This is a genomic window from Larkinella bovis (genome assembly GCF_042655385.1).
GTDB classification, from domain to species: Bacteria; Bacteroidota; Bacteroidia; order Cytophagales; family Spirosomataceae; genus Larkinella; species Larkinella bovis.
The window spans coordinates 28,531-51,537 of the sequence record NZ_JBHSMA010000006.1 but is presented as its reverse complement, the minus strand read 5'-3'; the positions used below and the strand labels follow the sequence as shown (position 1 = coordinate 51,537).

Annotated in this window: 22 protein-coding genes; 9 read left to right on the top strand and 13 right to left on the bottom strand. The window is 52.7% G+C overall.

Annotated features, from left to right (window positions below; translation table 11 throughout):
* Nucleotides 1–20: 20 nt before the first annotated feature.
* Nucleotides 21–1,376, bottom strand: a complete 1,356-nt coding sequence (locus ACFPMF_RS18415; protein WP_379848068.1) for a DEAD/DEAH box helicase — start codon at nucleotides 1,374–1,376, stop codon at nucleotides 21–23.
* A gap of 102 nt (nucleotides 1,377–1,478) precedes the next feature.
* A complete protein-coding gene (locus tag ACFPMF_RS18410; protein WP_379848066.1) occupies nucleotides 1,479–2,357 on the bottom strand; it encodes a fructosamine kinase family protein in 879 nt (292 codons plus the stop codon).
* Nucleotides 2,358–2,441: 84 nt separating this feature from the next.
* Here ACFPMF_RS18410 and ACFPMF_RS18405 point away from each other — a divergent pair, with 84 nt between their 5' ends.
* From ACFPMF_RS18405 to ACFPMF_RS18395, 3 genes are all read left to right on the top strand, one after another.
* Complete coding sequence (locus ACFPMF_RS18405; RefSeq protein WP_379848064.1) at nucleotides 2,442–3,638, top strand: anhydro-N-acetylmuramic acid kinase; 1,197 nt, start codon at nucleotides 2,442–2,444, stop codon at nucleotides 3,636–3,638.
* Nucleotides 3,639–3,649: 11 nt separating this feature from the next.
* Nucleotides 3,650–4,846 carry an L-2-hydroxyglutarate oxidase gene (lhgO, locus tag ACFPMF_RS18400; protein WP_379848062.1) on the top strand — a complete coding sequence of 399 codons (1,197 nt, stop codon included), beginning with the start codon at nucleotides 3,650–3,652 and terminating at the stop codon, nucleotides 4,844–4,846.
* A gap of 133 nt (nucleotides 4,847–4,979) precedes the next feature.
* On the top strand, nucleotides 4,980–5,819 hold the full coding sequence (locus ACFPMF_RS18395) for an OmpA/MotB family protein (RefSeq protein WP_379848060.1): 840 nt from the start codon (nucleotides 4,980–4,982) through the stop codon (nucleotides 5,817–5,819).
* A 98-nt stretch (nucleotides 5,820–5,917) separates the two neighbouring features.
* Here the strand turns inward: ACFPMF_RS18395 and ACFPMF_RS18390 are convergent, their stop codons facing one another.
* Nucleotides 5,918–6,784, bottom strand: coding sequence for an aldose 1-epimerase family protein (locus ACFPMF_RS18390; RefSeq protein WP_379848058.1), 867 nt, complete (start codon nucleotides 6,782–6,784; stop codon nucleotides 5,918–5,920).
* A 72-nt stretch (nucleotides 6,785–6,856) separates the two neighbouring features.
* Between ACFPMF_RS18390 and ACFPMF_RS18385 the strand changes: the two genes are divergently transcribed.
* Together ACFPMF_RS18385 and ACFPMF_RS18380 are read left to right on the top strand one after the other, a co-directional pair.
* The gene (locus ACFPMF_RS18385) at nucleotides 6,857–8,107 is read left to right on the top strand and encodes a TCR/Tet family MFS transporter (RefSeq protein WP_379848056.1); all 1,251 of its coding nucleotides are present in this window, start codon (nucleotides 6,857–6,859) and stop codon (nucleotides 8,105–8,107) included.
* A gap of 5 nt (nucleotides 8,108–8,112) precedes the next feature.
* A complete protein-coding gene (locus tag ACFPMF_RS18380) occupies nucleotides 8,113–8,628 on the top strand; it encodes a hypothetical protein (RefSeq protein WP_379848054.1) in 516 nt (171 codons plus the stop codon).
* Between the two features lie 90 nt (nucleotides 8,629–8,718).
* On the opposite strand, the gene ACFPMF_RS18375 is transcribed toward ACFPMF_RS18380, so the two are convergent.
* Both ACFPMF_RS18375 and ACFPMF_RS18370 read right to left on the bottom strand, forming a co-directional pair.
* The gene (locus ACFPMF_RS18375; protein ID WP_379848052.1) at nucleotides 8,719–9,216 is read right to left on the bottom strand and encodes a T9SS type A sorting domain-containing protein; all 498 of its coding nucleotides are present in this window, start codon (nucleotides 9,214–9,216) and stop codon (nucleotides 8,719–8,721) included.
* The gene (locus ACFPMF_RS18370; RefSeq protein WP_379848050.1) at nucleotides 9,147–11,675 is read right to left on the bottom strand and encodes a putative Ig domain-containing protein; all 2,529 of its coding nucleotides are present in this window, start codon (nucleotides 11,673–11,675) and stop codon (nucleotides 9,147–9,149) included. The genes ACFPMF_RS18375 and ACFPMF_RS18370 overlap by 70 nt, the downstream gene beginning before the upstream one ends.
* A 302-nt stretch (nucleotides 11,676–11,977) precedes the next feature.
* Between ACFPMF_RS18370 and ACFPMF_RS18365 the strand changes: the two genes are divergently transcribed.
* A complete protein-coding gene (locus ACFPMF_RS18365) occupies nucleotides 11,978–12,670 on the top strand; it encodes a class I SAM-dependent methyltransferase (RefSeq protein WP_379848048.1) in 693 nt (230 codons plus the stop codon).
* 3 nt (nucleotides 12,671–12,673) lie between these two features.
* On the opposite strand, the gene ACFPMF_RS18360 is transcribed toward ACFPMF_RS18365, so the two are convergent.
* The 3 genes from ACFPMF_RS18360 to ACFPMF_RS18350 form a co-directional block, all read right to left on the bottom strand.
* Complete coding sequence (locus ACFPMF_RS18360) at nucleotides 12,674–13,768, bottom strand: glycoside hydrolase family 18 protein (protein ID WP_379848046.1); 1,095 nt, start codon at nucleotides 13,766–13,768, stop codon at nucleotides 12,674–12,676.
* 26 nt (nucleotides 13,769–13,794) lie between these two features.
* Nucleotides 13,795–14,985 carry an acyltransferase family protein gene (locus ACFPMF_RS18355; RefSeq protein WP_379848044.1) on the bottom strand — a complete coding sequence of 397 codons (1,191 nt, stop codon included), beginning with the start codon at nucleotides 14,983–14,985 and terminating at the stop codon, nucleotides 13,795–13,797.
* 129 nt (nucleotides 14,986–15,114) lie between these two features.
* Nucleotides 15,115–15,945, bottom strand: a complete 831-nt coding sequence (locus ACFPMF_RS18350) for an Fpg/Nei family DNA glycosylase (RefSeq protein WP_379848042.1) — start codon at nucleotides 15,943–15,945, stop codon at nucleotides 15,115–15,117.
* A 299-nt stretch (nucleotides 15,946–16,244) separates the two neighbouring features.
* On the opposite strand from ACFPMF_RS18350, the gene ACFPMF_RS18345 reads away from it, so the two are divergent.
* Nucleotides 16,245–17,183 (top strand): hypothetical protein, encoded by a 939-nt coding sequence (locus tag ACFPMF_RS18345; RefSeq protein WP_379848040.1) that lies wholly within the window; start codon nucleotides 16,245–16,247, stop codon nucleotides 17,181–17,183.
* Between the two features lie 86 nt (nucleotides 17,184–17,269).
* Here ACFPMF_RS18345 and ACFPMF_RS18340 read toward each other — a convergent pair whose 3' ends face one another.
* Both ACFPMF_RS18340 and ACFPMF_RS18335 read right to left on the bottom strand, forming a co-directional pair.
* Complete coding sequence (locus ACFPMF_RS18340) at nucleotides 17,270–17,626, bottom strand: LytTR family transcriptional regulator DNA-binding domain-containing protein (protein ID WP_379848038.1); 357 nt, start codon at nucleotides 17,624–17,626, stop codon at nucleotides 17,270–17,272.
* Nucleotides 17,627–17,689: 63 nt separating this feature from the next.
* Nucleotides 17,690–18,076 (bottom strand): LytR/AlgR family response regulator transcription factor, encoded by a 387-nt coding sequence (locus tag ACFPMF_RS18335; RefSeq protein ID WP_379848036.1) that lies wholly within the window; start codon nucleotides 18,074–18,076, stop codon nucleotides 17,690–17,692.
* Nucleotides 18,077–18,297: 221 nt separating this feature from the next.
* Here ACFPMF_RS18335 and ACFPMF_RS18330 point away from each other — a divergent pair, with 221 nt between their 5' ends.
* Together ACFPMF_RS18330 and ACFPMF_RS18325 are read left to right on the top strand one after the other, a co-directional pair.
* Entirely contained in the window at nucleotides 18,298–19,080 is a 783-nt protein-coding gene (locus ACFPMF_RS18330) for a response regulator (protein WP_379848034.1), read from the top strand.
* An 81-nt stretch (nucleotides 19,081–19,161) separates the two neighbouring features.
* Nucleotides 19,162–20,985, top strand: a complete 1,824-nt coding sequence (locus ACFPMF_RS18325) for a histidine kinase dimerization/phosphoacceptor domain -containing protein (RefSeq protein ID WP_379848032.1) — start codon at nucleotides 19,162–19,164, stop codon at nucleotides 20,983–20,985.
* Between the two features lie 33 nt (nucleotides 20,986–21,018).
* On the opposite strand, the gene ACFPMF_RS18320 is transcribed toward ACFPMF_RS18325, so the two are convergent.
* Genes ACFPMF_RS18320 through ACFPMF_RS18310 form a run of 3 tightly spaced genes read right to left on the bottom strand, consistent with a single transcriptional unit; the run spans nucleotide 21,019 to nucleotide 22,981 of the window.
* Nucleotides 21,019–21,909: a DUF3078 domain-containing protein gene (locus tag ACFPMF_RS18320; protein WP_379848030.1), complete on the bottom strand. Its 891-nt coding sequence runs from the start codon at nucleotides 21,907–21,909 to the stop codon at nucleotides 21,019–21,021.
* 37 nt (nucleotides 21,910–21,946) lie between these two features.
* Nucleotides 21,947–22,774: a mechanosensitive ion channel family protein gene (locus ACFPMF_RS18315; RefSeq protein ID WP_379848028.1), complete on the bottom strand. Its 828-nt coding sequence runs from the start codon at nucleotides 22,772–22,774 to the stop codon at nucleotides 21,947–21,949.
* Between the two features lie 15 nt (nucleotides 22,775–22,789).
* A complete protein-coding gene (locus tag ACFPMF_RS18310; RefSeq protein WP_379848026.1) occupies nucleotides 22,790–22,981 on the bottom strand; it encodes a hypothetical protein in 192 nt (63 codons plus the stop codon).
* Nucleotides 22,982–23,007: the final 26 nt, after the last annotated feature.

The following is a 23,007-nucleotide window of genomic DNA, read 5'->3' as shown; positions in this document are numbered from 1 at the left end:
TACAAAATCCTTACAATCGGTTACGTGCGACGGCGACGCGGTGGGCCGGACTTGGTTTTTTGGCCCCGTGCGACCGGCGATTTGGAGAATTTGCCCCGGTTTGGAGCGGAATGTCCTTTGGTCGGCGCGTTTTTCTTTTCGTGAAACGCCCCTTTGAACGTCGGGTCTTCTTTTTTGCGCTGGTTATCGATTTCGCGCAGGTATTCCTGTTGCTCGTCGAACGGCGTTTCGGTGATCAGATTGGCTTCGGGAATGGATTCACGCGGAATTTCCATCCGGATAATCTTCTCGATTTTGGCAATGTGGTACTCCTCGGCGATGGTCATGAAGGTGATGGCTTCGCCGGTGCGGTTGGCGCGGCCCGTCCGGCCAATGCGGTGTACGTAATCTTCGTAAATCAGCGGTACATCGAAATTTATGACGTGGCTGACCTCGTTGACATCGATGCCCCGCGCCGTCACATCGGTCGTCACCAGCACACGGATGTTGCCCTCTTTAAATGCTTCCATCGCGTTGATCCGCGTATTCTGGCCTTTGTTGGCGTGTAACACCCGAATCCGGTCGTCGGCAATGACTTTGCGGGCCAGAAATTTATAAATATTATCGGCGGTTTCTTTCGTTCGCGCAAACACAATCACGCGGTTGGCGGTTTCGTCGCCCAGCAAATGCGCCAGCAGATTGATTTTAGTTCTGAAATTGGGAACGGCATAGAGTTTCTGCGTCACCCGATCGGCGGTCGATGCCTGGGGCGTCACCTCCACCCGCATCGGAAATTCCAGAAATTCGTAGGAAAGCTCTTCCACTTTGGTCGGGAACGTCGCCGAAAACAGCATATTCTGCCGTTTGACCGGAATTACTTCCAGAATTTTCCGGATTTGCGGCATGAAGCCCATGTCCATCATTTTGTCGGCTTCGTCCATCACCAGCGTATTCAGGTGTTTCACCACGATTTCGCCCCGCCCGTAAATATCCGAAAACCGCCCCGGTGTTGTCACCAGAATATCGACCCCTTTCTGAACGGCTTCAATCTGCGCTTTCGGGCCAATGCCGCCATAAAGGGCCACGTGCCGGATGTCGGTGTATTTTCCCAATTCGGCAATGGCCTTGTCGATCTGCATCACCAGTTCGCGCGTCGGGGCCAGAATCAGCACCCGGGGATGGTGGCCCTGCGCGTATTTGGTTTTCATGAGCAGGGGCAAAATATAAGCCGCCGTCTTTCCCGTACCGGTTTGCGCAATACCCAGCACATCATGCCCCGCCATCGCCAGCGGAATGGCCTGCTGCTGAATGGGTGTCGGCTGCTCATAACCTGCTTCCGCGACGGCGTTCAGTAACTGCCGGTTGAGCTTAAAGTCTTCGAATGAGTTAATTTCCATATATACATACCGTCTTGAACCGGGAAAGGAGTCAATGATTAACGAAGATTCTATTTTATATCCTGGCTAATCATCAAGCTGTGGAATCCCCGTTCAGACCCTTCAGAATCTTTTCAATACCCGCTCAATTCCGCTCAGATACCCGGTTCCAAACAGATTCAGATGCACCAGCAGCGGATACAGGTTATAAATCGGAATGCGTTCCTGAAAACCGTCTTCCAGCGGAAAGGCTTCGTCGTAGGCGTCATAAAACCGCTCGTCGAAACCGCCGAAGAGGGTTGTAAAGGCCAGTTCGGCTTCGCGCAATCCGTAATACACCGCCGGATCGATCAGCGCCACGTCGCCGTGTTCGTTTACCATGACATTACCCGACCATAAATCGCCGTGCAACAGCGCCGGCCGTTCAACGGGCCATAAATTGGGCAAATGCTGGTATAACTTTTGAAACTGACCGTATAATTCCTTGGAAAGAAGCCCTTTATACAGTGCCATTCCGGCCAGTGGCTGAAGTCGCTGCTCCACGTAAAACGTGATGCCGTTGTCCGTTAATTGATTGCTCTGCGGAAGCGATCCGATAAAATTATCAAAACCGAGCCCGAATTTCGATTGTGTGTGTGAGTGTAGTAACGCCAGCGACTGCCCGAATGATTCCCAGTAGTTGTTTTTTGGTACAACCGGGTCAATGTATTCCAGCACCAGATAAGACTTATCGCGGTACTGCCCGTAGCCCATCACTTCCGGAATGTAGATCGCTTCCGTCGAGCGGAGCAGTTCCAGCCCGCGGGCCTCGCAACGGAACATCTCCGCATTCTCGTCGGGGTTCCACTTGACGAAATACAAACCTTCCGACGAGAAAACCTGCGCGGCCGTGTTGATGCTGCCTCCGCCTAAATACCGCGCTTCCAGAACCTCAACCGACCGGCCCAGCGTTTGAAAAAATACGCCTTCAAAAAAATCAAACTGTTCTTCTCCCAGCCACATTGCCGTTTACTGTTTTCGGTTGTCGTGGTTCACCGCTTCGATTTCCAGTTTCCAGTTGGTACTTTTGCCAACCCAAGCCCCGCTATGAATATCCAGATACAACGCCTTTATGAACTGGCGCAACGCGCCGAACGCCGGATCATCGGACTCATGTCGGGCACGTCGATGGACGGTCTGGATGTGGCCCTGTGTCACATCAAAGGATACGGTCCCGAAACCAGCGTTTCGCTGACGCACTTTGAAACCGTCCCGTATACCGACGACCTGAAGGCGGAAATACGGAAAGTTTTTGCCAAAAAAGAAATCGATTTTCAACATCTGTGTCTGCTGAATGCCTGGATTGGACGGATTCACGGCCAAATGGTCACCGATTGCCTGCGTCGGTGGAACCTGGCAGCCACCGAGGTAGACCTCGTGGCCAGCCACGGACAGACGGTTTTTCACGCGCCCAAAATCCTGCACCGGCTCGACAAATTTCCGAATGCCACGCTTCAGATTGGCGATGGCGACCACGTAGCCGTGACCACGGGTATCATCACGCTCAGCGATTTCCGCCAGAAACACATTGCCAAAGGGGGCGAAGGCGCTCCACTGGCAGTTTACGGCGATTATTTTATTTTCTCGAAAAAAGGCGAAAACCGGTTGATGCTCAACATGGGCGGGATTGCCAATTTTACGTACCTGCCCGGCAATTTGAGCGCCGACGAAGTGTTTACGACCGACACCGGCCCCGGGAACACACTCCTCGATGCCTTTACGCGGCAGCTTTTCAACCAGCCCTACGACGCCGATGGCCGGATTGCCGCGCGCGGAACCGTTCATCCCGGTTTGCTCCAAAGCCTGAAAAATGATCCGTTTTTCAAGGCCCCCTTTCCCAAAACCACCGGCCCGGAATTATTCAGTCTGGATTATGTCCACCAGGTCCGGCAACGCAGCCAGACCGATGCTGTGCCGCCTGAAGACCTGATCGCGACGCTGACCCGGTTCAGTGCCGAAACCATTGCCGAAGCTATTCAGAACGTAATCAAACCGGGGGATGCCTACACGGTTTACTGGAGCGGGGGCGGCATGCATAACCCGGTTTTGACCGGCGCTATTCGCGAACTATTGCCCGGTTTTCATTTCGCCCAAACTGACGAACTGGGAATTTCCGGCGACGCCAAAGAGGCCGTTTTGTTTGCGGTGCTGGCGAACGAAGCCGTCGCGGGCGGTCACACCTCGTTCGGAAACCGGCAGGGCGTCCCGACGGTCACGATGGGTAAAGTTTCTTTTCCAACTTAATGTAAGACAACATGACGGATATCATTATCATCGGGGGCGGCATCGTAGGACTGGCGACGGCCTTGCAGATCAAGCGACAACGGCCCACTCTTTCGGTCATTGTGCTGGAAAAAGAAAACCACCTGGCGGCCCACCAGACCGGCCACAACAGCGGAGTTATTCATTCGGGCCTGTATTACAAACCGGGGAGCCTGAAGGCGACGAACTGCATCCGGGGATACTGGATGCTGCTCGAATTCTGCGAACAGGAGAACGTGCCCTACGAGCTTTGCGGCAAAATCGTCGTTGCGACGAAACCGGAAGAAGTCCCGCTGCTGAACAATCTGTACGAGCGCGGTCGGCAAAACGGACTGGAAGGGCTCAAAAAGCTGACGCAGGCGGAAATGAACGAAATTGAGCCCCATGTCCGGGGCGTCGAAGGCCTATGGGTGCCGCAGACGGGCATCATCGATTACGGGCAGGTCTGCGAAAAATACGCCCAGAAAGTGCGCGAACTGGGGGGCGAAATCCGGCTGGGTGAAAAAGTGATCCAGATTACGACGGGCAACACGCTGTCGGTGGTGGTCACCGAGAAAGCTACCTACGAAACCAGGCTGGTGATCAACTGCGCCGGGTTGTACTCCGACAAAATTGCCCAACTGACCCAGCGGCAGCCGCTCGATCTGCGCATCATCCCGTTCCGGGGTGAGTACTTCAAAATCCGGCCCGAAAAACAATACCTCGTCCGCAACCTGATTTATCCCGTTCCTGATCCGAACTTTCCGTTCCTGGGTGTTCACTTCACCCGCATGATGCGCGGGGGCATCGAAGCGGGTCCGAATGCGGTGCTGGCCTTTCAGCGCGAAGGCTACCGGAAGTCCGATATCAACCTGAAGGAGTTGTTCGAGACCCTGAGCTGGTCGGGTTTTCAGAAAGTGGCCGCCAAATACTGGGAAACCGGGCTGGGCGAAATGTACCGGTCATTCTCGAAAGCGGCCTTTACCAAAGCGTTGCAGGCGTTGATTCCGGCCATTCAGGAAGACGATCTGATCGAGGGCGGAGCGGGCGTACGGGCGCAGGCCTGTGACCGGACGGGCGGTTTACTCGATGATTTCGCAATCCTGGAAACCGAGCGGGCGATCAACGTTTGCAATGCTCCGTCACCAGCCGCAACCTCGTCGCTTTCGATTGGACAGACCGTATCGGAAAAAGCATTGGCCCGGTTTTAATGGATAAAATCATTAGAAAAAACTTAAAAGTGGAAATAATCCAAAAATCTATTTGTTACCTTCCCTAATTGCTTCGTAACTTGCAGAGCGTAAGCATTTATCCCAAAATAATTTTTTTTTCCTAACTAGTCACATGAAGAATATCCTGTTTGCTTTTGCCATCGTAACCGTTATTTCATCGTGTTCGAGCAAGAAGCGTTTAGCTGAATTGCAGACCGTTCACGATAAAATGAAACTTGAACTGGAAGATTGCGGCAAAAAAACCGCTAGCCTGCAAAGTACCATCGGTACGAAAGATGCCGAATTAACCACGAAAAACGGCCAGATTTCCGATTTACAAAGTCAGCTGGACTATCTGAAAAAAACCAACACGAACCTGCTGGATCGGATGGCTGACCTGTCAATTGTGAGCAAAGCCGGTGCCGAAAGCATCCGGAAATCGCTGGAAACGCTGTCAAACGTGTCTTCGTCGGCCCAACGCCGGGATTCGATCAACCTGCTGCTGGTAAAAAACCTGAAGCGCTCGCTTTCGGACATCAACGACAGCGATGTACAGGTGGAAGTGAAAAAAGGTGTTGTTTACGTTTCTATCTCTGACAAACTGCTGTTCCCCTCAGCCAGCTACGTCGTAAACAAACAGGCAGAGACGGTTCTGGGCAAAGTAGCCCAGGTGATCAACGACCACAACAACCTGGATGTCCTGGTAGAAGGCCACACGGATGTGTACCCGATCTCGACCCAATTCCTGAAAGATAACTGGGACCTGAGCGTTATGCGCGCTACATCCGTAGTCCGGACCCTGCAAACGCAGTTTGGCGTGGCTCCGACCCGTCTGACCGCCGGTGGCCGTTCGGAATTTATCCCCAAAGCTGAAAACACCACCGAAGCTGGTCGTCAGGCCAACCGCCGGACCGAAATCGTGCTGTTGCCGAAACTGGATGAGTTCTTCAACCTGCTGACGGAAAAACGCTAAGAGTTGACAAAGAACAGTGGAGACGGAACGGCTCATACTGTCCTAAATATCGTTCGATGAAGCGGTCGGGAAGAAATTTCTTCCCGACCGCTTCTGTTTTAGACACCAATTGTAAAACCGGTTTCGAAAAAACCGTTCGGCTCCACGGTTCGAATGGCTTCTTTTTCTTCGAATGGCCGGAGCGTTCCTTCGTGGTCGGCGTAACCCAGCCAGGGTTCGATGCAGACAAACGATGCGCCCGGTTTTGCCCAGATGCCCAGGTACGGAAACGCCGGAAAACTGACCGTCACGGCCCGATCGTGGTTGCGGCTCCGAATCGTCACCACCCGCGAATCCAGGTTTTTGAACACCAGCGCGTCGTTATCGAATAAGTCCGTTGTAAGTGGCAACTGATTCCCGACCGCTAAAACCGGTTCGGTTTCGCCCGTAAAATAGCCTTTCGGCGATAGCAGGTGTCGTTCCAGCGCTTCTTCCTTCTGAAATTCCAGGTAATAGTCGTCGTATTTTTCGTTCGGCAGAAAGGGCACCGCAAAAGCCGGGTGCGCGCCCACCGCAAAATACAACGGCCTGGCCTCCGGGTTGATCACCCGGTAGACAATCGTCAATACGGTATTCTCGATCCGGTATTCAATCTGAAATTCAAACCGATACGGATAAACGGCCAGCGTTTTTTCATTGGCCGTGAGCGCGAAAACCGCCTTCGTCGGCGTCGCTTCCAGCACCGCAAAGTCGGACTGGCGGGCAAAACCGTGCCGCTCCATCGGATACGGTTTTCCGTCGACCAGAATCTGGTTGTCGATTGTGCCGCCCACAACCGGAAACAAATTGGGCGCGTGCCAGCCCCAAACCGCCGGATCGGCCTGCCAGAGGTGTTCGATACCAGTTTGTTTGTTATAAATCGAAGTTAATTCGGCCCCTTTCGGGCGAATGCTCACTTTCAGAACGTCGTTTTCGAGTGTTGTCATGTGGGAAATGGTTTCAGCTACTTCGTGACAAAAATGGGCAGAAAGCCGTAACTTTGGGCAAAATTTTACCGCATGGCTCCACAACGCAACCGGGCGCTGACGTTCATCTTCATTACCATTCTGATTGACTGCACGGGCATCGGGGTGATTGCTCCCATCGTTCCCCGCCTGATTGAGGAGCTAACCGGCGGAAACATCAGCGAAGCTTCGGAATATGGCGGCTGGCTTACCTTCTCGTACGCCATCATGCAATTTATTTTTGCGCCGATTCTGGGCGGTTTGAGCGACCGCTTCGGTCGGCGGCCCGTTTTGCTGATTTCACTGTTCGGACTGGGAGCCGATTACATTTTCTGTTCGTTTGCTCCCAGCATTGCCTGGCTGTTTGTAGCCCGGTTTGTAGCGGGCGTTTGCGGGGCCAGTTTCACGACGGCATCGGCCTACATCGCCGACGTGAGTCCGCCGGAGAAGCGGGCGCAGAATTTCGGGCTGGTCGGGGCGGCTTTTGGGCTGGGCTTTATCGTGGGGCCGATTATTGGCGGTATTTTCAGCCAGTACGGCAGCCGGGTTCCGTTCATGATTTCGGCGGGCCTGTCGCTTCTGAATTTCATCTATGGGTATTTTATCCTGCCCGAATCGCTGGCCCCGGATCACCGCCGGGCGTTCGACTGGAAACGGGCCAATCCCATCGGTTCGCTGAGCCGCCTGAAACGCTATCCGGCCATTGTCGGACTGGTGGGTTCGATGTTCTTACTGTACGTTGCTGCCCAGGCGCCCCAATCGATCTGGACCTATTATACCATCGAAAAATTCCACTGGAACGAAGCCTGGGTGGGCTATTCGCTCGGGTTCATCGGGCTGACGGTAGCCATTGTGCAGGGGGGCGTCATTCGCGTTGCGATTCCGAAGCTGGGCCAACGCCGGGCCGTTTTTACGGGCCTGGCCTTTTCGACGATTGGGTTTACGCTGTTTGCCTTTGCCAGTGAAGGCTGGATGATGTTTGCGTTCATGCTGCCGTACGCGCTGGGCGGTTTGGCCGGTCCGGCGGTGCAGGGCCTGATTTCATCGCAGGTGCCGCCCAACGAACAGGGCGAACTGCAGGGCGCGTTAACGAGTCTGGCAAGCATGACGTCCATCGTCGGCCCCTTGCTAATGACGCATCTGTTTGCGTATTTTACCAAACCCGAAGCGCCGGTGTATTTTCCGGGAGCACCCTTTCTGATGGGTGCGGTGTTGACGCTCATCAGCGTCTTTTTAGTTGCAAAGGCCTTGGGGACTTACCACGCATTGGTACCCAAACCGGAAGAAACATCTTCCCGCCTTTAATTTTTATGCAATACACCACCGTTTACGACCTCGCGGCCGAAGGCTATGAAGAGTGGCTTTGGGCGTACATTTCGGCCGGTTTCGTAGTGGCTACCCTCATCGTTTTCCTCTTTTTCCGTTCCTGGAAATACCGCTACGGTTTTCTGACCATCACCAGCATCCTGGTGGCCGTGACGTTCGGGATTCCTTACTGGGATTACACCCACCTGAAAAACAAGCTTGAAGCCCCGGACTGTCTGAAAGCCGAAGGCCGGGTATCGGGTCATTGGGAGCAAGAATGGCGCGACAGGAAGGCCGATGGCAAATGGCAGAATTATCAGTATGAAGGTTTTAAGGTCGATACCGTTACATTCGGCTATTACATCCGGGGCGGGGGCAGCGCGGCCGGTTTTCAAAACAACGGCGACACGAAAATTCCGATCCGGGACGGGATGCAGATGCGTATCCATTATTATGCCGAACCGGTGATTACGGATGGAACGATTAAAAACCGGATTCTGAAGATTGAGGTGGTGCGGTGAAACCATCATTTTCTCCCGCTCCGGACAGGCTCTCAACTAGAAAGGCGCAGGTCATCAACCCGCGCCTTTCTAGTTTGGTTGTTCTATCTTTTATTGCTTTACCACTTTCACCGTCACGGTTTTCTGTCCGCTGCTCACCCGCAGAAGATACAAGCCTCCCGGTTTGTCCTGCACCGAAAACGATTGCTGCTCCACGGGTTTAGCCGCTTCAATCTGCCGCTGGTCCACCAGCCGACCGCTGGCATCGCTCAATTGCAGCCGCAGCGACTGACCTTCCGCTCCCCGGATGTCAACCAGAAGCTGGGTTGAAACCGGATTACCCAACACCCTCACCTGCAGCTCCGAACCCGCTTCCGCCGACAAGCGGGCCGGGTTATTACACGTCAGCGGTTTGCCCGAATCCTTCAAATCGTAGGTTGAACCCAACACCCGCGCCCGGATCGAGCGCGTCACCCCGTCTTTCAACACCGCCGGGACCTCGAAGCTGTAGGCATGTACCCCGTTGCCCTTCCCCGCATTCAAGAGATCCACCCGGTAAATGTTGGCCACCGTGCTGCCCCAAACCGTGCTGCCGGTGTAAAACTCCACCGACACCGGCGTGTTGGGTTTGTTCCGGTCCCACACCCACCCCACCCCCGGATCGTGCCACACTCCACCTTGTCCAGATACCCCTCGAAACTGCCCGTCACCGGGGTGCTGGCCGCCGGATGCACCGTCAGATTGAAGCTCACCGAGTTGGTCGCTCCCGGCTCATCGGTCGCTGAATAGCTCAGCACAAATACCCCGATCTGGGTGGGCGTACCAGCGAGCTGCCGCGTGGCGCTGGTGAAGCTTAAACCGGTCGGCAAGGTGATGAGTCCGTAACTGAGTGTGCTGCCTTCCGGATCGGTGAACACCGGCAACACAGTGCTGAAAGCCACCCCCTGCTGGGCCGTCAGGGCCGACACCGTCGGGGCCACGGGGGCTTTGTTGGGCGGACTCGTTGTTCCTCCGGCACAGACCAGCGCCTTGGGCGAATCTTTCAAATAGAAACTGCTGCCGGCCACCCGCGCCGACAGGTAATGCACCTGCCCGTCTTTCAAGGATTCGGGGATGTTCCAGCGGAAGGCGTGGATGCCGTTGCCCTTGCCGGCATCTTTCAGGTCCTGACGGAACTCGTTGGCGGGGATGGTTTCAATGAAGGTGGCCCCATCGAGGATATCGACGCTCTGGACGGTGTTGGGTTTGCCCCGGTCCCAGGTCCAGCCCCGGAAGGTGCCGCAGTCGGCGCCGTAGATGTAACCATCGAAGTTGCCGGTGACCAGAGGAGGGCTGATGGTCACCGTGAAGGAACCAGCCGGACTGACGCAACTATTCAGGGTGCAGGTGGCCGAGTAGACCAGGGTTCCGGTGGTGGAGGTAGGCACCGAAATGGTTGTGCCGGTGCCGCTGGCGCTGGTGGGTCCCTGCCAACTGATGGTGCCGCCCGCGCAGCCGGTCACCGTCAGGCTAACGGCGGGAGTGTTTTGCAGAATGGGCTGAGGGATGCTGGGGGCCAGGCTCAGGACGGGGGCGTCTGGACTGGGATTAACCGTCAACTGAAAGGCGGTGGTGGTCAGTGACTCGCAGGCGGTGGTGAGCACCAGCACATAACTGCCCGCATCCTGGGGTTGCACCCCGGTGAGGCTGAGGGTGGCGGTGGTCTGGGCGGGCGTCAGGGGGCTGTTGTCTTTGAACCACTGGTAGGTGATGGCGGTGGTGGCGGTGGCGGCCACGGGCACGGTGATGGTGCTCCCGGCGCAGACGGAAGTGGCCGAAACGGGGGTTTGGGTGATGGCCAGCTCGCCCGGAAACTCAAAGGCCCCGATGTCGATGCGGCCGCCGACGAAGCGCGGGTTGCCGTCCAGGTCGGTGGTTCCGCTGGTGGCGGTGGTGCTTTCGGGGTCGCCCGCATTGACAGCGGGGGAGCAGAACGTCAGCTGGGGGTTGGTTTCACTTTCGAAGGGCCGGGTAGTGGCCGTCAGGTTGCCATCGCCGGAGTAGCCTGTTACCGATTCGTCAAACAGACAATTAGTGGCAGTTAGAAAAACGCCATAGAAGGTATTTGCCCCGCCATTGCCCCAGAACAGGCTGTTGGTGGCTTGTAATGTCGCCTGAATATTAGTAGTACTTGGCTGGACAGCTCCTCCATCCATGGCGGTATTACTCACAAATGTACAGTTAGTGCTGATGAGAAAGGATCCTCGAATTGGTTGGTTGATATCCAGGTAGATGGCGCCGCCCATTCCACGGGGAGCGGTGTTCCCCTGAAACAGGCAATTGACGAAGGGGAAGCTCGGAAGGCTGGATGCTAAAGTGATAAAAACGGCTCCTCCCAGGGCTCCCGCATTCTGATCGACATACGCGAGATTGTCGATAAAACTACAGTTGGATACCTGGGGGGAGGCACCAAAATTATACACCCCCCCCCCTAGGTAGGCTTTGTTGCCTTGAAACGAGCAGTTGCGGATCACCGGCCGACAGGAGGTCCCTACATTACGGATACCTCCCCCTGTAGAATAATCCGCATTCCCTCCGCTCACCACAAACCCATCCAGGATGGCCGATTCGCCCAGGGTGATGTCATCATTATTTATCACATGGTACGTATTATCACCCCGGTTGCCCGGCTCCCCAATGTCACCACTCAGGGTGGTGCTGGAGGGCTGGCTCAGGGTGATGGGCGGGCGCTGGCTGAGGGCGGTTTCAGTACCCACAAAACCGCCGTAGATACCCACGTGGTCGCGCATGGTAAAGCTGATGTTTCGGTTGTTGTCGGTGGTGGGTTTATAGACCCCGGCGGCCACCCAGACCATCACCGTCTGGTCCTGGTGAGCTTGCCAGTAGGTGCTGGCCGCATCGATGGCGTTTTGCAACTGAGTGCCCGCGTAGGCGGTGGCCCAACTGCTGCCGTCGCTGGCCCCCGAACCGCTGGGGGTGACATAAAATACTTTCTGGCTCCGGGCCGGAAAACTCAGCAGCAGCGCTGCCAGGAGCAGTAGGCTGAGGATACGTAAAATGTGGAACATAGAACCGGGGTGTTTAGACGATAAAACCTGCCCCAAAGGTCCGCAGCGGTTTGCAGACCGATTGTTAATCCTGTACCAAAAGCTGTTAATCCTGTGCCAACGGATGAAAAAATGAAGTTTTTTCGTTCAAATAGGCAGCTATCCGGGTTTCTCTCCCGGAATACCCCTTCGGTACGTAGAAGTACCTGTTTTTACAAAACCGTACATTCCCTCTACCAAAACGCGGTTTGATCTGCCAACTTTGTAGCGTCGAAAGACAAACAACAACACTACTGAACAACAAAGAACAACAACGAGTACTAATGGAAAAGCAAGTCTGGGCAGCATCGCGGGAAGCATCCAACGCCCGCTTTCACCGCCAGGACGTTCATCCGTACGTACTGAAACACCTGACGCCTTTTGCGTTGATGGAAAAGACGGTTTTTGTGCCGCTCTGCGGCCGATCGCTCGACCTGGTGTATTTCAGTCAGTTTGCGGATCGTGTCGTCGGGGTGGAACAGGCCGAGCGCGTTATCCTGCAATTCTTTGCGGACAACCAGCTTGCGTATGAAAAAGTGGGGGAGCGGTATATTTCGAACAATCTGACCATTTTTTGCAAAGATCTGTTCGCGCTAACGCCCGAAGAAGTCGGTGAGATTGACCTCGTTTACGACCGGGCTTCGTTGGTTGCGTTACCGCTTCCCTTGCGGGTCGGGTACCTGCAGAAAATGGAAGAACTGACCTCGCCGGGCACGCAGTACTTCCTGACCACGCTGGAATACGCGCCGGAAATGGATTCGGCGCCCTACAGCATTGCCCCGGACGAGGTATACGGTTATTTCCCGAACTACCTCATCGAACACGTGGAGAGTCCGGAGGTGCCCCACCATCGTCTGGTGCGGAAACTCGGCCTGCATTACCTGAAAGAACACGGTTTCAGCATGCGGAAACTGCACGAGGCCACGTTTGCATCACTGGTGGAATTGAGCCACCGCAGTTTCTACGAATTTTCGTAACGCTTACGGAAACTGGCGATTGATTTCGGTCAGCAGGTAGCCTTTCGGATCGTTAAAATACTCCCAGAACATCACCCCGGCCATGCCCTTTTTACGGGTATACCGGCATTTGTACCGTACCGATTCTTCGTCGTCGTAGGAGATGAAAAACTTCTGCTCCGGCTGGTAGAGGTACGGTGCTTTTGCTTTTTTGTCCCAGTACCGAACAAATGCCGGATTGGTCAATAGGCTGTCTTTGATAAACGTGAACCCGCCAACGCGGTTGGTTTTCACAGCCTGCCGGGGCACTTCCTGGTGATTATCAGTGGTCAATTGCCAGCCGCGCCCGTAGAAAGCAAGCCCTAAAACGAGCTTCTCCATCGGAACACCCGCTTCCCGGTAAAGCTGAACGGCCCGATCCCCCGAGGGTTCATTCGCGACACCACCGCCCGGAAACAGATTGGTGTGATGCCCCACGGTTGGGCCGCTGACGTAGAAATCATACGACATGACGTTGATGAAATCGAGGTACTCCTGCACCTTTCCCATTTCCGTATGCGTAAAAATTTCTTTAAACCCGGGTAGGGCCGTTGTCACCAGATACGGTTTTCCGGTTTGCTGTTTCAAACCGTCCAGCTGTTCGCGCAGGGCTTTGAACATGAGCGTGAAATTCTCCTTGTCTTCGGGCCGGAACACATTGTCTTCCCCTTTCATTCCGGGGTATTCCCAGTCGATATCGACGCCATCCAGGTCATACTGCCGGACTATATCGACCGCCGAACGGGCAAACGCCTGCCGGGAAGTATCGCTCAAAACCGCATCCGAAAAATTCTCGCTCCAGGCCCAGCCCCCGATCGAAATCAGGATTTTCAGCGCCGGATTGCGTTTCTTCAACCCGTTCAGTTTCCGAAAATTGGTCGTATCTGTCGCCAGATTGTGCAGCCAGGCTCGGTTATTTTTGACATCGACAAACGCATAATTAATGTGCGTCAGTTTTTCGGCCATGATGTTATCCGCATCGACCACGCCCCGGAAACCGCCCACATACGCCAGCACGATCGGTTTGGGCGGTTTCAGAAACGTCATCCCACCCAAAACCGGCATGGTGAGACATAGCAAAAGTCGAAGGGCGGTTTTGAGCATCGCTAAACCCGAATAAACAGTTTCTTTTTGTACATCCAGTATAAGAGCAACCAGAACACCAGCAGGGCAGCTCCCCCGCTCACCAGTGTTTCGTACGGCCCGAATTGTTCAAAAACCGTTTGCCCCAGGTGCGTCTTGAACGTATCAATGATAAAATGGTCGATGAGATGGACCAGGCAGTAAATGGCGATGGAATTCATTCCGATCACGACGAGCGGAAACGCCCAGCCACGCCATTGCCGCACGTCGATGATGTAGTAGAAAGCCGCCAGCAGCAGGAAACACCAGCCCCCGCTGAAAAACACCCAGCCGGGCGTCCAGATCCGTTTGATAGAGGGGCTAATGCCGGTGATGGTCAGCAACCAGCCCATAGCCAGACCGACGACGCCCGCGATCAAAAACCGCTTCAGAAGGTCGGCATTGGATAAACCGCTGCGTAGCCACTTCCCGGCCTGTAAACCCAGAATCATGGTCGCGAGTGTCGGAATAAAACTCAGCGTCGCGTAGCCCCCGCCGTTGTAGAGAAACGTTTTAGCGCGCGGAAACAGGTTCAGAAACCAGGTATCGAAGGCCCAGGCCAGGTTGCTGTTTTTGTTGAAATGAGCGGCAATACCGGTTTGATGGTAAGGCCAGTCGGCGGGTACTCCCACGGCTTCGTACGAAAAATCGGGGCCGGGCAGGGGATACAAAACAAACGCCAGCCAATAGCCCACGACAATGACACCGAACGCCAGCCAGACCGTGCGGGCCGACCGGAAACCGAGCAAGAACAGAAACGGATACCCCAGGCCAATTTGGGTCAGCGTGTCTTCAAACGTGAAATTGGTTTGTTTACGGCCCACCGAGCGCAGAAAAATCCCGAGCAGAATGAGCGTCAGGGAACGACGCAGGGTTTGCAGAAACATACGGCCAAACGAAGCCTCCCTCGTCTGCCGGCTGGCGATGGAATACGGCAGTGCAACCCCCACCAGGAACGAAAAAGACGGCTGAATCAGATCGTGCAGCGTGCAGCCAAACCACTCGACGTGGTCCTGGTGGTGGGCCATGAAGCGCCAGAAACCGCTATCGGGCAGGGCTTCCGAAATGCGTCCGTAGTGGAGGATTTCGGCGGCCATCAGAAACATGACGAAACCGCGGTAGGCGTCCATCGACATCAGCCGACCCGCGCGAAATTCAGGAAGTACAGTAGCCAAGGTGGTTCAAGGATTAGGAAGTCGCAAGAACGGTATTTTTTCCGATTTTCCGCACTCACAGACCGGAGTCCGTACTTTTCGCCCCTGGTTTAACCGCAGAATCTTCACGGACCGGAGGGAATGGGTACGTTAAAGCCGTTGTTCGTTCGGGCAGAAGTAGGTGGTCCGGCCGCCTACTTCGGATTTGGTGATCCGGGTTTGGCAGCGCGGGCAAAATTTGTGGGCTTCCACGTCGTCGTACGGCGAATCGTCCCACTCCCGAACGTGGATCAGAAAACCGACCGGAAAATCCCGGTATTGCGCTTCATGCCGGATGGCAGTTTTTAGGACGAACTGAATCGCTTCGTGCAGATGCCGGATTTCATCATCGGTTAGTTGATCCGACGGTTTTTCGGGATGAATCCGGGCCTGAAACAGCACTTCATCGACAATCCAGTTGCCCAGACCAGCGACGGTCTGCTGATCCATTAAAACCGGCTTGATCAGCGCTTTTTTCCGATGGATCTGTCCCGTTAGCTCAGAAAACGTAATCTCCAGACCGTCCTTGCCAATCTTTTTTCGTTTCAAGTAAGTATCTATGTTTTCAATCAGGCCAATCCGCTCGAATTTTCGGGGACAGATAAAGCCCAGGTTGAAGCCATTCCGGAAGTGAAAAACGATGCGGGCATACTTAGGCCGGTCGAGGGATGAATGGTAATATTCGAGATCGCCGGTCATTCCGAAATGCATGTGCACCACGACCGGTTCGCTGGAATTATCCGGGCCGTCGGTCAGCACAAACAGGTTTTTGCCCACCCGTTCGGTGCCGGTAAACCAGCGTCCGACGAGCGCTTCCTGCAAGGTCGAAAACGGCGTTGTCAATAGGTTAACATCTTCGACTTCGATGGCTTCGATGGGCTGGTGTAACGAGGACGTTTCGAGGTAACGACGGTAAATTTCAACTTCGGGTAGTTCGGGCATAATCGGGAGGCAGGAACCTTCTTGGGTTCTTTTGATGTTTTACATAACATTTACGGCATAAAGACGGTTATATTGGATAGTTTTTCCCGAAATCGAACGAAAGTAAACCCAAAGAGCATTTTAATAAAATTTAATTCGGTAATACACTAACTTTATAAAACCTCCCGTTATGGATACAATGTATTCGCGTTGAGGATAATTCAGGCGAGTTGATTTAACCCTAACATGATTGAATGACAATTTTTTACACATTTTTTGTTTAATTCTGTCTAATTCATTTCAAACCGCACAAAGTAGTTATGGAAAACAATAAGCCAAGAGCCAATGGCGCGCTCGTAGCCGCCTTAGTGATCATGACCATACTGGCAGGTGTGTCTAGTTACCTGTTGTACGAACAGAAAGAAGTCGGCAAAAACCAGGAGGCAACAATTGCCAGCCGCGTTGAAGAGTTGGCCACAACCCGTACGCGACTGGATTCTATTTCGACCGCGCTGGATGCTAAAATTGCCGAAGTTAAGAAACTGGGGGGCGATATCACGGATCTGGAGCGCGTAAAAGCTGATCTGGAACGCGATAAAGCCAATCTGCGCAAAGGTCAACGCATTTCGATTGCGAAGTACGAAGCGAAAATCAAGCAATACGAAGCCTACCTGGTTGAAAAAGACACGCTGATCGCTCAGTTGCGCAATGAAAACCAGCTATTGGTTACCAACAACCAGACCCTGGCGGACGCTAACACCACGTTGCAAACCGAGAAACAGTCTTTGCAGGACTCCGTAAGCACGATTGCGACGGTTAACAAAGATTTGTCGGAAAAAGTGACGCGCGCAGCCGCCCTGAAGGCGCAGAACGTTCGCGTATTCGCGCTGAATGCCAAGGGCAAACAACGCGATGCGACCGAGGATGAAGTCAAATCAAAACGCGTCGATAAACTAAAAGTCGTTTACACGCTGCCCGAAAATCCGCTGACGAAGCAGGAAGAAAAAGAAGTCTATGTTCGGGTTCTTGATCCCTCCGGCGCGGTAGTTTCCGATATGGCCAACGGCTCCGGCACGTTCCAGGTGAACGGTGAAGAACAGATTTATACGGTTAAACAAACCGTTCCATTTACCAACAATAACCAGAATGTGGAGCTAACCTACAACCGGGGCACGGTTCCTTACAAACCGGGTAAATACACCATTGAGTTTTACTCAGAAGGGTTCCGGATCGGTGAAGGCTCGTTCGCCATCAAATAAGCCGGGTCAACAACCGGGTTGATTTGTCACAAAAAAGCGCGATATCCAACGGTATCGCGCTTTTTTGTGCTTGTATTGTAGGTTTCTCAGGATAGAATGGACCGCTGCAACCGATTCCATTTCTGGAGAACGGTTTTGGTTTTCCGGCGACTTACGGCAAACGTACGTCCTGTAATGAGTTCGATCAATGGCAGCGGGAAATGCGGTAGTTCGGCCGGATGAAACCGGTAAATCAAGGCCGGGTTAATCAGATACGATTCGTTGATTCGCCAGAATTCAGGCAATTGCTTTTCCCAGTTTTCTAGGGAGCCTGAAACCGACACACACTGTTGCGTAGTATCGTCCATGAAAACGATCCACGGCGTCTGTTTTTCAGTATAAATATAAACGATGTCTACTAAATGAATCGGGCGCTGGAGTAATGAGTCGTTGATGAGCAGCATGATTTATAATTCTGACAGAGAAAAGGGATTCTGGTACGCAACTGACCGGACTGGCCGGTTTTGTTATTTAATCGGCACAGTAGCCAGCACATTGGTAATAATTTCCCACCGGCGACGCGAAATGGGCAATACCGTTCCATCGATCAGATGAACGGTTCCGGCACCGGTTTTTGATCGTTCCAGGCTTTCGACGTACTGGCAGTTGACAATGCTGTTCCGGTGGACACGGGCAAAGCGGTCGGCAGGCAGCATGGAAGCCAGTTGTTTCAAGGTTTTAGGCATAATGATGGAAGGCTGGTTGCGCCAATGCAGCCAGGTATAATTACCATCACCCTGCAAACAAATTAAATCAGACGTCTGAAAAAAATGTTGGCGGGAGCCTCGAAAATACAATTGTAAAACTGAATCAGACGGAACCGAACTCGAAGTAGTAGGGACAGGAATTAACATACTCTACAATTCTGGTAAAAGGTGCAAATACAGTTACTTACAAAATAATTGTACAAATATAATTCTCCAAAAAATAGATGCTGATAAATGGCTACTAACGACTTATATTGGTACCTGAACGGCTGATTTTGGTAATGGAAGAAAAAGTATTCAAATAGAATATATGAAACTTTTTATATCACTAATATTCTGGTAATTTACCAATATTTCCCGGGAATAGCATGGAAAGAAGCCAAATCCAGATTTTAGTAATTGAAGATGAAGCGATTCTGGCTATGGATCTTTCCGATACGCTTGAGGAAGAAGGCTATTACGTTGTCGGAATTGCCAATAACGGCCGAAAAGCGCTGGAATTGTTTAAAACCCAACGGGTTGATCTGGTCATTTGTGACATTCAGTTAAAGGGTGACTGGGACGGGATTGAAACCATCGCGCAAATCCAGGCAGTTCGGCCCGTACCGGTTATTTATACAACCGCCTTGTCTGATAAACAGACGCTGGACCGGGCGAAACCGACCCTGCCCTCGGCTTATCTTACCAAACCGGTCCTCATCAACAATCTCCGGATTGCCATTGAACTCGCGCTTTATAACTTTTCTCACAAGCTGGAGCTGGCCCCGGCGGATGAAAGCGTGGAGCTTAATAGTATTCTGGAACGGGATTCGCCCTCGCGGGAGACGATTCTGCGCATCGATAATCTTATCTTTATAAAGCATAATTATCAATTCGTTAAAATATTACTGGAAGATATTCTGTATCTGGAAGCCGACGGCGCTTATACAACCATCGTCACCCACGACCGAAAATACGCCATTCGCCTTACAATCAGCACCTTACTCGACCGTTTAAGTGAGATGCAGCTAGCGCGGGTTCACCGGTCTTATGCCGTTCATATCAAAAAAGTTGAGGGCTTTTCGGACCGGGAAATTACGGTTGGCAAGTATACCGTACCGCTGGGCCGGCAATATAAACAACTCTTTATTCAACAATTTCAGATCTGGTAAGCTAACCTTTTTCCGGCCATCTAGATGAGCCCCTTCCTGACGATAAAACAGTGTGTCTGCCTTTGGGCCGGTTTTTTCTTTTTGCACTTAACGCAAGCCCAACCCCCTTTACACACGGCTTACGATACACTAAAAACCAGCCTGGCCCAAAAACCGGATACTGTCCAGCTTCTGGAATACCGGAATTTTGCCCACGCGATGCTGCAAAAGGGGCGGGTTGGTGAGGCTCAGATGGCTCTCAAGGAAGCCCTGACCATTGCTGAACAGGTCAAGAATGCCGAACAGATCAGTAAGGTATTCACCTCGCTGGGGATGCTGGAAATCGATCAGGGAAATTTTGCGGAAGCGCTGAAGTTTTTCCAGCAAGCACTTGATCACCTGGAGAAATCCGCATTCGCGAGCCAGAAAATATTGGTTTTGTTACGCATCGGGCAGGTGTATTTTTCATCGAACAATCTAAAGCTGTCTGAGCAGTATTATCGTCAGGGACTCCGGTTAGCCCAGCAGCATAACAAGCCTGTTCTGATGGCGGATGCTTACGCGGAACTGGCCAATCTGGAAGATAGCCGCTCCAACTCCCAGCAAGCACTGGCTTATAATGCAAAAGCGATTGCCATTTATCAGGCCAGCGGAGAAGAATACATTTCCGCCCTGTTCAATCGCGCCATCGAATATAAAAATGCCGGTCAGTATGCCCAGTCGGAGCGCGTTTATCGGCAGTGCCTCCGGTACGCGGAAGAGCATAAAGACGATTATCTGAAAGGGTACGTCTACGTCAACCTGCCCAATACGCTGCTCTTGTTAAACCGCCCGGACGAAGCCGAAAAATACGCCCAACTGGCACTGAAATGGAGCGAAAATGGCCCGGAGCGGCTAAAAATCCGGGAGGAAATTTATGACATTTTAACGCGCATTTACGAGAAACGCGGGCAGGATCGGCAGGCGCTGGCATTTTTTCGTCAAAAAACCGCCTACCGCGACAGTGTGCTAAATGCCGAGAAATCCCGTCAGTTGATTATGGCCGAAAGCCGTTATCAGGCCCGGGAGAAGGAAAATCAGATCCGGGAACTCGATAAGGAAAACAGCCAGAAATCCGCCCAGTTGAGCTGGTTGAGTGGTGGGCTGGCTATTCTGATCGGACTGCTGGGGCTGTTGTTCTGGCAATACCGGACCATCCGGCGCACAAACGCCCGGCTGATGGAAAATAACCGGATTATTTCGGAAAGCCACCAGAAGATTTCGGACCAATCGAAACAACTGAAAATTCTGCTGCGTGAATTGAACCACCGGGTCAAGAATAACCTGGCCATTGTTTCCAGTCTGCTCCGGCTACAATCAAAGCGGTTGGGCGATGCAGGAGCGCTACAGGCTGTACGGGACGGGCAACAGCGAATTGAAGCGATGGCGTTGATTCATCAACGGCTTTATATGACCGACAATGTATCGGCCATCAATATGCGGGAGTATATTACCGACCTGTTCGACGGGTTGCTCCTGGCCTACGGGTACGATCGCTCTTCTTTCGACTGGGAATTGCTTATTGAGCAGGAAGAACTTGATGTCGATTTGTCGGTTTTGCTCGGACTGATCCTGAATGAAATCCTGACCAATGCCTTTAAATATGCTTTCAGCCAAGCCAAGCGGCCTTTTTTGCGAATCCGGTTATCAGCCGATACGTTTAATCAGCCGAATCTCGTGCGTCCCCAGTTAACGCTGGAAGTGCAGGATAATGGTGCCGGCCTGGATCTCCGGCGCTGGGAGCAACCGACCCATTCGTTTGGCAAGCGATTAATTATGTCGCTGAGTGAACAAGCGGGCGGACAGCTGGAAGTCAGCAACCGCAATGGCACCTACTACCGACTGGTGATTCCGCCGGTTTATGGGACCTCCTCCGAAGCGGCCTAGGGTTTCGGTTTACGGCCACTGAAAACCGAAATCCTAAAATGCGTACAAAAAGCCGATGGCCAGCCCCTGGCTGTATTGAATGGCGTTGTCCTGATCCTGATCATATAACACGATACCCGTCAGATTGACATTCACATACTTATTAATTTTCGCCGTCAGCGACACATCAAGTCGGTGATCGATGGCGTTCAGGGTGGCGTAATTGGCAAAAAGCTGGTACCGTGCTTTCAGGTTCAGGTTCTCGGCGATGTTACGGTCGAAGTTGGCAATCAGTTGAAAGGCGAATTCGTTGCGGACGGTTTTGCCGGGGGCGACGCCGTAGCGCGTGGGTTCTCCAACCGTAACCGCATCATCGATCACAAACGTTTGCCGGATGGTTCCCAGGCCAAACTGCAAATTGAAATACGTCGTGGGCTTATATTCCAGACCGATGGATTCAGTCAGATAACCGGGCGCTAAGAAATTAGAAATCAACACATTTCGCTCACCCCCGCTGGGCAGTGTTTCATACCGATAACCGGTGGCAAACTGCGATTGAAAATTGATGTTTCCAAAAGCCAGCCAGACCGGGCTCAGCCGATGCCCGACTTTGGTATCCAGAAAGATCCGGTCCACGTTTTTGCGGGAGTCCTGCCCTTCGTTTTTTACGATCCCGTATTGCAGGGCCACTTCGCTCGTCCAGTTAAAGCGCCGTTGCATGTAATCCGATTTGGCGTTGAAAAACGCCCCTAATGCTACCGAATTAACACCGCCACCTTTCCAGTTGCTGCTAAAGGATCCCTGATTGAGATTGATCCCAACCTGGGCAGAACGCTTCCAATAAACCGTATCGATGGGTACAATTTTGATCGAGTCGAGCCGGGTTTGGGCCCTTGCTGCGGTAGTGCAACTCACGGCAAGAAACAGGACGAAAAGCTTTTTCATAAAAGAAACAGATCGGTTAGCTAAACTACCGGATCGATTAATCAAATACCTCTATGTTATTCGATTGAAGACTTTGCAACGGAATGATGGTGACGGTATCGCCCGTCTGGAGAGTTAACGAGGTCGTATCAATCCGGATAATGGTCCCTCTTGTTTCGCCAATTCGGATCTGTTGGCCTTCGTAGAACCGGTTTTTACTATAAAACGACGAAAGGATGTTTGCCATGACATCGCGGGAGGCAATCCCGTAGCCGATAGCGAAAGCGAGAATAATACCGCCAATCAACAAGTTAAAACTGGATTCGAGCAACTCGGTATTGATGCCTGCCTGCCCCAGCGCACTGATCAGCGTAATGATCAGGAAGAAAAAGAAGACAATCATGCCCAGCAGCTTTCCCGACGCAATATTGAACGACTGACAAAGCGTCACTACGGCTCCCTTCAACGCATCGGCAATCAGAACGCCAACCTGTAGCATAATGGCCGCAGCAATCAGACGGGGAATGAAATCGACCAGCGATTTGACCATTTCGGTAATCGCCGAAACCCCGAGCGTTTCGGTGGCCGCCATCAGAAAGATCAGTAATACAAAGTAATACAGTACCTTGCCAATGATGTCGCTCAGTTTGATTTCGGTTTTCAGCCGTTTGATGAAGTCGATTTCAATCAGCCGATCCCCAATTCGATTGATTCCGACACGTTCCATGACTTTTGAGACCAGCAGAGCGATTGCCTTGGCCACCCCAAAGCCGACCGCGATGATGAAAGCTGCACCAATAATTCGGGGGACGAAATCGATAAATTGGTTGATCAACGTCGTAAACGTATTGATCAGAATATCGATGAAAGCAGGAATGCGATCCATAGAAAAGTATCCTTGTTACGGTTTGGCAGGCAGATTAAAAACGGAAACCAGGGCGGAGGCAACCCCAACCAGATCATCGACGTACACGCCCACGACGGAGAGCGAATTACGGATCAGATCGATTTCCGATACTAATTCATCTTTTACATTGGGTGGACAGGCATCAGGTAGCTCAATCTCTTTAAAAACGTTATACAACGATTCCATTGCGTGATTTAATCAACTTTGTAGGC